Raw genomic sequence first — 7,484 nt, forward strand, 5'->3', positions numbered from 1 at the left:
ACCTTTCCGCCAGCTGTCTTCGCCTGCGCTGGCTAACTTGCACTTGCAATTTGCGAAATAATCAATCAACCCTCAACCCTAATTAAAAAATGCACTTCTGGCATAAATTTCCAGAAGTGCATTTTTTTCGGCATAATTGACTCAGTTCCCTCACTGATGACGTTCATCGTCACCTTCACGGTAGATAAGGCATAATTTCTGATAATTGCTGAACCTGTATCGTGGCCATTGGGGCATCGTTAAGTTGGTCAACATTGAAGTAGATCGTCGCAATCTTAGCATTGTCCCCTGCCTCGATATCTAATCTGCGATCACCTATCATCACAGTCTCAGCCGGATCAAGGTGGTACTCGGCAATCAAACCGAGAATAGCGCCGGGATCAGGTTTTCGTGGGTAAGTTTGATCGGCATCAATACCACCTGAAAAATAAGACTCGAAACCAGCATCTTTTAAGTATCGATAGACACTCTGATCACGATGCGTGTCCAAAAAGTTATGCCCACCGCGTGCCATCACCATTTCGAGAACCTTCTTTGCGCCCGGATACGGTTGTGGGTCGACTTGCATGGCTTGCTCGAGTTCATGATAACGCGCCGTTAATTCAGACGCCGAGAAGTGATGTGAGGCCGCAAATGCGTGCTCGACGAAACGAACTGATTTCAACTTAGTCGTCTGATAGAGGGATTCGGGATCAATAGATGTGACACCAAATTCAGTTAAAGCTTGAACCAATGCCTTTAGCATCACAGGATACGTATCGAAGAGCGTTCCATCGAAATCCCAAATTAAATTTTTAAATGGCTTCTGAGTCATCTGTTGAATAGTTGTCAATGAACAATTCACTCACTTTCTCGACAATTAATTGATTGGTTGATGATTCGATCATAACATAAAAAACGGCATGGAATCTATTGAATTACCAACTGAATCATTGACTGACAGCTGGTCGCCAACATCTTCATCTTAACGCCTATTTAAGCTGAACAAAAAAAGAATTGTAAGGATTACAATTCTTTTTTACCTTCAGTTGTTCAGGCTAAATCGGAGGCGTTTATTTCCAGATTGATCGTCACCGGTCCGTCGTTCAACGCGTTGATTTGCATATCCGCACCAAACTCGCCAGTCGCAATGGATTGACCAAGTTGCGTTTCTAATTCACGGTTGAACTGTTGGTAGCGTTGATTTGCCAGTTCTGGTTTCGCAGCATCTTGGAAGCTTGGTCGATTCCCACGATGAGTGTCTGCATAGAGCGTGAATTGTGAGATAGATAGAAGACGTCCTTCAACTTGCTGAATATTCAGATTCATCTTTGCTTGTTCATCCTCAAAAATGCGGAGATTAACAACTTTGTGAGCCATTTTTTGTAAGACGGCGTCGTTATCCGTCGGACTAATTCCAACGAATAGAAGCAATCCCTGGCCAATTCTGCCGATCTCACGACCCTCGACACGAACATCGGCGGACCGCACACGCTGTAATGTGATTCTCATGATAACAATATCAAACTCCTCATTCAATCATTAACAAATCGTTTAACTTAAAACTGAGTGACGCCGAAATTAACCGCGTGCACGTTTGACTTCATAAACATCTGGTATGTTCTTCAAACTCTCAATAATCTTCTCGAGATGGGCATGATTAGCCACCCCGACCGAGACATAAATATTAGCCATTTTATTGTGATCGACTCGCCCATTGACGTTATTCAAATGTTTGCTTTGTGCATTTAGCGTCTGCAACACATCGTTCAATAAGCCATTTCGGTTGTAACCGAAGATCTCCAAATTGGCAAAGTAAGATTGATTCACATCTTCAACTTGATCCCAGCTGACTTCAATCAGACGTGCTTCATCCTGTTCATTAGTGATATTTGGACAATCAGCACGATGAATCGTTACGCCACGTCCCTTGGTCACATAGCCGACAATTTCATCACCGGGAACTGGGTTGCAGCATTTCGCCATGTGTATCAACAAATTGTCTACGCCTTGGATAACCACACCATTGTCGTGTTGCAGCTTAGTTTTATCATTCTGCTTGGGCTGCTTGGTTGCTGGCTTTTGTGGTTGATTAAGAATCGCCTCTTCGCGCTGACGTTGTTCGTCATCTGCCTTCTCTTTGCGAGCACGCTCGGTCAGACGGTTGCTGACAATCAATGCAGAAATCTCGCCATAGCCAACACCGCTAAGCAACTCCTCTTCTGTATTCAGATTGAAGCGTGCTAACGCAGCTTGCACGTGCTCTTTATCCAAAAATTCTCGAGGATTATAGCCTTGGTCCTGCAGCACTTTTTCAATGGCTGCCCGGCCACGTTCGATGTTAATATCTTTTTCTTCTTGCTTGAAGTACCGACGCACTTTGTTTCGAGCACGGCTCGTAAACGCAACATTAGCCCAATCTTTACTTGGTGAGGCTGATGATGAGGTCAGCATCTCGACAATATCGCCGTTCTTGAGTTGATAATTGAGTGGGACGATTTTGCCATTGACTTTCGCGCCGGTGGTATGATTCCCCACCTCGGTATGAACCAAGTAGCCGAAGTCAATTGGCACGGAGCCCTTCGGCAATTCAAAAACGTCACCTTGTGGGGTGAACACATAGACGCGATCGCTAAAGATATCGCCTTTGACACTTTCCATGAACTCTTTCGCGTCAGTAGACTCGTCTTGGATCTCCAAAATTTCACGGAAAATATCTAGCTTTTGGTCAGAATTATTGAGCTCAACTCGTTCCTTGATGCCTTCTTTATAAGCCCAGTGTGCGGCAACACCATATTCAGCGACTTGATGCATTTCCTGTGTCCGGATTTGCACTTCGAGTGGCTTGCCTTGTGGACCAATGACCGTCGTGTGCAAGGATTGATAGCCATTTGCTTTAGGCATGGCGATGTAATCTTTGAAGCGGCCAGGCAGTGGCTTCCATTTCGTATGAATGGCACCAAGTACGGCATAGCAGTCTTTAATAGAATCCACGACGACCCGGATAGCTAATAAATCATAGAGCTCACTAAATTGCTTGTGTTGATCGCGCATCTTTTTGTAAATCGAATAAATATGCTTGGGGCGACCGTAAATGTCGTAATTGACATTTAAATCAGAAATTGCCACTTTGATTTCCTTGATTGCTTCAGAAATATACCCTTCACGCTCGCCACGCTTCGAGTTCATCAAGTGAACAATGCGATAGTATTGTTGTGGGTTCAAGTAATGGAGCGAAATATCCTCGAGCTCCCACTTGATTTTACTAATACCTAAGCGATCAGCCAGTGGCGCATAAATTTCCAAAGTTTCATCCGCAATTCGGCGTTGTTTATCTGGACGTAAATGTTGCAATGTCCGCATGTTATGTAGACGATCAGCCAATTTAACCATGATGACACGAAGATCCTTGGCCATTGCCAACAGCATCTTACGATGATTCTCAGCCAATTGTTCTTGGTGTGATTTATATTTGATCTTTCCCAGCTTGGTCACGCCATCGACGATCACTGCCACGTCGTGTCCGAAAAGTTCTTCAACATCGCCTAACGTTACGTTCGTATCTTCAACGACATCATGCAAATAGCCGGAAGCGACTGTTTCCGGATCCATTCGTAGACTGGCCAAAATTCCCGCAACCTGAACAGGATGGATGATATAAGGTTCACCCGATTGACGTTTTTGATTCTTATGCACATATGAAGCGAAGTCATAGGCTTTCTGCACGAATGCGAGATGTTCGTCATTCATATATTCCTGACAAAGTTGATAGACTTCTTCTTGTGAGAGTTCTTTTTCTTGCGACATATTCCACATTCCTTATTTAAACGATCAAGATAGAAAACCAAGTCATCGATACTTGACTGCCATCAATGGACACTGAATGATCATCACGCAATTGTTAGTCTAACAACTAGTGATACATTAAGCGCGTGCTTGATGATTTTGAGGTGCCAATAGCAGATAACCGATCAAACTTAAAATCAAATATAGCCCGGCTAACCAATAATTGTATTTGGCAAGACGCCACCAAACACTGATTGCAAACATGACTGGAAATAAGAAAAGCCATAGAAAGCTGAGTTGCCAATGACGAATCATCCAGCTAATACTCAGCGCAACTAACGAATCAATCACCAAGAAGAGATACAAGATTCGATGTGCGACACTGACATGTAACCAACTAGAAATCAGTGGTAGAACAAAACAACTGATCAACACTAGGGCAATCAAAATAAAAATTGGTGAGGTTAACAACTTTTTAATCTTCTTCATCACTTATCCATTCTTACCTTTTAATAATTCAATAGCATAACTTAAACTGCTTAAAAAATAAAGCGGCGCGGTCTCTGTTCTCAAAATTCTTGGGCCCAGGCCAACCGCCTGTACTTGGCGATCCGCTAACCGTGCGACTTCTTGCTCAGTCAAACCACCCTCCGGCCCAAAAATCATACGGATCGTCGTATCTTCAGCTTGATTTTGAGTGTCCGAAACAGCGTGGTTAAGTTGCTGAAAGGCTGAAACCAACGCGAAATCTTCATGGGCTTTGACCACTTCCTCATAGGCAACTAAATTGAGACCTATTTCTGGTAATTTCGTCAAAAGTTGTGACCAATAAACGACTTGTGGTACTCGACGACGATGCGACTGCGCGGCGGCATCATGAGCAATTTGCTGCAACCGTTGTAATTTCTTATCGATCTGTTGCGGACGCCATTGAACGATTGAACGTTCAGCAGAGAAAAAAATGATCCGATTGGCACCTAATTCGGTCGCTTTCTGAACGATCCACTCGGCTTTATCACGCTTAGGTAACCCACAAATAATCTCTGCATCTAGCGGTAGCTCGGTATCTGGCAAGGCGACTCCCTCAGCTAATGCTTTAATCGACGACGTCGCCTCATCGATGGCCACAATTTTTGCAAGATATGCCGTCCCATCGCTTCCAACTGCGTGGATCTGCTCACCGACCTGCATCCGTAAGACCTGAACGGCATGTTTATAGTCGGACGTCGGTAATTCAAAAGCCGTGCCGGGTAAAATGACGTTTTCAATAAAGAATAATTGCATGTTAAAGGTTGCTCCTTGTTGAGAACTTAAACGATTGAGTTGATTCGCAACACTCAGTACGAGGTCGCCAAGCTGTGGTTAGGCTTCAGCGTGTTGTTTGAATCGATAGCAAACCCAATCGGATGATTGCAAAACTAAATCGATCGTGAAACCAGCAGACTCGATCAAACCGCGCATTTTTGCCGCTTGTGCCTGAATAATGCCGGTCATAATCACTTGTCCATCTGGAAATAAATGTGTGGCTAACTGAGGCAGAAGTGGCACTAGCGCCTCAGGAAGCATGTTTGCGAGGATCAAATCAGCTTTTTGACTAACCTGGTCTAGCAAGCTTCCCTGAACAAGCTCAACTTGATTGGTGATTTGATTCAGTTCAAAATTATGCTGTGTGAATTCGAGAGCCACGGAATCTAATTCCGTGGCAACCACCTTTTGCGCACCTAAAAAGGTCGCCGCAATGCTTAATATACCGGAACCCGTGCCCACATCAAAAACTGTTTCCTGGCCGTGCATGGTCAATTCCAGCATAGATACCGCCAGTTGTGTCGTTGGATGCATCCCAGTTCCGAAAGACTTTCCTGGTTCTAACGCGATCAACCTTTCAGCTGTTGATGTCGGTTCATAGACAGTCCCCTTAGGTACGACTGTGAGAAAGCGTGTCAATTGGATCGGCTGATAATAATCTCGCCAAGTTGTCGTCCAATTTGACTCGGAAACTTCTCGGGTTAACAGTCGTGGTGTCTGTTGAAGCAACGATGCCGCTTCGAGTTGACTCAGGCGACGGTGTAACTGTGCCACCATCTCAGATTGATTTCTGTCTGCAGTCAAAAAGGCACTAACAGCGACCTGACCTTTTTTTATTTCCGAATCGTACTGTGGATCATCACTGATTTGGACGCCACCACTCTCGAGATCATCAAAAACGTTCGCAATAATCTCGACATCTCCTGCATCCACGATCAGCTTAAGTTGTAACCATTCCATACTTGACTCCTTAATATTTCGGATAGCTTAAGAAATCAGTGATTCCTTGTTCTTCAGCCTGTTGAACATGTTGTGTAAAGGCAGTTTGATCCCAATCTAATTGGAAAGTTGCCACTGACATCTCAGGATCCAAAAAATCGAGAAAGTCGCTCATGCCATCATCTAAGAGGTCCTTCAAATAGGCAAACAAGCCCTGTGCAATTGCTCGTGACAAACCCTGGCGACCGTTAAACGCAATCGTGGTGAGGTAATTATCTGCGTATTCACGCCCATCGACTTTAGTTTCGTCATAAATCAAAATGGCATCATCGTACTGGACTTCATCATCCTTCAAGGCGCCTTCTTGGTCCTCGATTTCGAGCTGATTCGTCTGTCCTGTCATCAAAATCTCCAATTCGAATGAACGAATATCTTGATCCCAGTTTACATTCAAGTCACCTGCAAAATCTAAAGCCTCAATTTGTTCATCGAAATAACTCAGCATATCCATGGCCAATCCTCCTTTTGATATCTAAAAAGCCATTAAAGTGATGATCACTTTAATGGCGTCAGAACTGTCTGTCGTCATATGCCTATTATGACATATTTTTCATGTGGGGGCTACTATCCGAACGAGACCGTGACAATTTGCTGTAGCGCATCATTGATCCGTGATTTACACTCACGAATCTTTCCCTCGGCGAGTTGCACCTGATCGTGATGAATGCGTTCCGCTTCATCATCGATGGCATTAATCAATTGTCGCTGTGCATTGGCGTAGTCTTTGAGAATCTGATAAACAGACTCTTGGAAATCTTGATAATCTCGGCTTGGAACCGCAGGAATTTCGCTTTGAATGAAATAGTTGAAGCTATGAAAGTTGCGTTCCCAATCACATTTTAACGCTGGCAAATTTTCGGCGACCAAACAGTCTCCGGACTCGATACGCACACTGGTCTCAGCAAACTCACGGAACACTCGGTCGAAGATAAAGAAACGTGCTAAGAAATGATTAAACTTGATATAGTATTGACCAATATTGCCATTTTTAACTGGATGTGTCATCACTATCACCTTCACTTTCAAGGTGAGTATAACAAAGCTGTGTAAATAATCAATATTATTTAATGGCTTTTACAAGTAATACATGTGATTTAATCTAACTGTAATGATCCCGATGCTTGACTGACATTCAATTGTGATATTTAGGCCAGCTAACTTAAACCTCTGCAGGAGTCAATTTCAGGTTAATTGGCGTAAAGGTAATTTGGTCAACGGTAGAATCTAGTGTTTTACGAGTCATTGTTGGACAGGCGTAATCCTGAACATAGAGCTGTTGCGCATTAATGTCGTAGCCGCTCCAATATTGAGTATAGTCAGTTTCCTTCGGATTATCCGGTGAGATGCTGATTCCCTTAGTGCTCCTATGTCAATAAATGGCACATCTTTTTCTAAACACTCGTTCTAATTCTGTC

Annotated in this window: 8 protein-coding genes; all 8 read right to left on the bottom strand. The window is 43.7% G+C overall.

Annotated elements, in window-relative coordinates; genetic code table 11:
• Positions 1 to 175: 175 nt before the first annotated feature.
• The 8 genes from FC15_RS05170 to FC15_RS05205 all read right to left on the bottom strand — a co-directional run bounded on the left by FC15_RS05170 (position 176) and on the right by FC15_RS05205 (position 7,074).
• Positions 176 to 832 carry an HAD hydrolase-like protein gene (locus FC15_RS05170; RefSeq protein WP_057824623.1) on the bottom strand — a complete coding sequence of 219 codons (657 nt, stop codon included), beginning with the start codon at positions 830 to 832 and terminating at the stop codon, positions 176 to 178.
• A gap of 200 nt (positions 833 to 1,032) precedes the next feature.
• A complete protein-coding gene (gene dtd / locus FC15_RS05175) occupies positions 1,033 to 1,491 on the bottom strand; it encodes a D-aminoacyl-tRNA deacylase (RefSeq protein WP_057824625.1) in 459 nt (152 codons plus the stop codon).
• A 69-nt stretch (positions 1,492 to 1,560) separates the two neighbouring features.
• Positions 1,561 to 3,786, bottom strand: coding sequence for a RelA/SpoT family protein (locus tag FC15_RS05180; protein WP_057824627.1), 2,226 nt, complete (start codon positions 3,784 to 3,786; stop codon positions 1,561 to 1,563).
• Positions 3,787 to 3,903: 117 nt separating this feature from the next.
• A complete protein-coding gene (locus FC15_RS05185; protein ID WP_146979163.1) occupies positions 3,904 to 4,254 on the bottom strand; it encodes a hypothetical protein in 351 nt (116 codons plus the stop codon).
• Positions 4,255 to 4,257: 3 nt separating this feature from the next.
• The gene (locus tag FC15_RS05190) at positions 4,258 to 5,049 is read right to left on the bottom strand and encodes an RsmE family RNA methyltransferase (RefSeq protein WP_057824631.1); all 792 of its coding nucleotides are present in this window, start codon (positions 5,047 to 5,049) and stop codon (positions 4,258 to 4,260) included.
• A gap of 78 nt (positions 5,050 to 5,127) precedes the next feature.
• Positions 5,128 to 6,030, bottom strand: coding sequence for a 50S ribosomal protein L11 methyltransferase (prmA, locus tag FC15_RS05195; RefSeq protein ID WP_057824632.1), 903 nt, complete (start codon positions 6,028 to 6,030; stop codon positions 5,128 to 5,130).
• A gap of 10 nt (positions 6,031 to 6,040) precedes the next feature.
• Positions 6,041 to 6,520, bottom strand: coding sequence for a DUF3013 family protein (locus FC15_RS05200; RefSeq protein ID WP_057824634.1), 480 nt, complete (start codon positions 6,518 to 6,520; stop codon positions 6,041 to 6,043).
• 113 nt (positions 6,521 to 6,633) lie between these two features.
• Positions 6,634 to 7,074, bottom strand: coding sequence for a hypothetical protein (locus FC15_RS05205; protein WP_057824636.1), 441 nt, complete (start codon positions 7,072 to 7,074; stop codon positions 6,634 to 6,636).
• Positions 7,075 to 7,484: the final 410 nt, after the last annotated feature.

The sequence above is a fragment of the Lapidilactobacillus concavus DSM 17758 genome, from assembly GCF_001435835.1.
GTDB classification, from domain to species: Bacteria; Bacillota; Bacilli; order Lactobacillales; family Lactobacillaceae; genus Lapidilactobacillus; species Lapidilactobacillus concavus.

Bases quoted from the DNA above. Each gene is read 5' to 3' on its own strand.
- dtd (WP_057824625.1), bottom strand. From the start codon at position 1,491: ATGAGAATCACATTACAGCGTGTGCGGTCCGCCGATGTTCGTGTCGAG.
- FC15_RS05180 (WP_057824627.1), bottom strand. From the start codon at position 3,786: ATGTCGCAAGAAAAAGAACTCTCACAAGAAGAAGTCTATCAACTTTGT.
- FC15_RS05185 (WP_146979163.1), bottom strand. From the start codon at position 4,254: ATGAAGAAGATTAAAAAGTTGTTAACCTCACCAATTTTTATTTTGATT.
- FC15_RS05190 (WP_057824631.1), bottom strand. From the start codon at position 5,049: ATGCAATTATTCTTTATTGAAAACGTCATTTTACCCGGCACGGCTTTT.
- prmA (WP_057824632.1), bottom strand. From the start codon at position 6,030: ATGGAATGGTTACAACTTAAGCTGATCGTGGATGCAGGAGATGTCGAG.
- FC15_RS05200 (WP_057824634.1), bottom strand. From the start codon at position 6,520: ATGGATATGCTGAGTTATTTCGATGAACAAATTGAGGCTTTAGATTTT.
- FC15_RS05205 (WP_057824636.1), bottom strand. From the start codon at position 7,074: ATGACACATCCAGTTAAAAATGGCAATATTGGTCAATACTATATCAAG.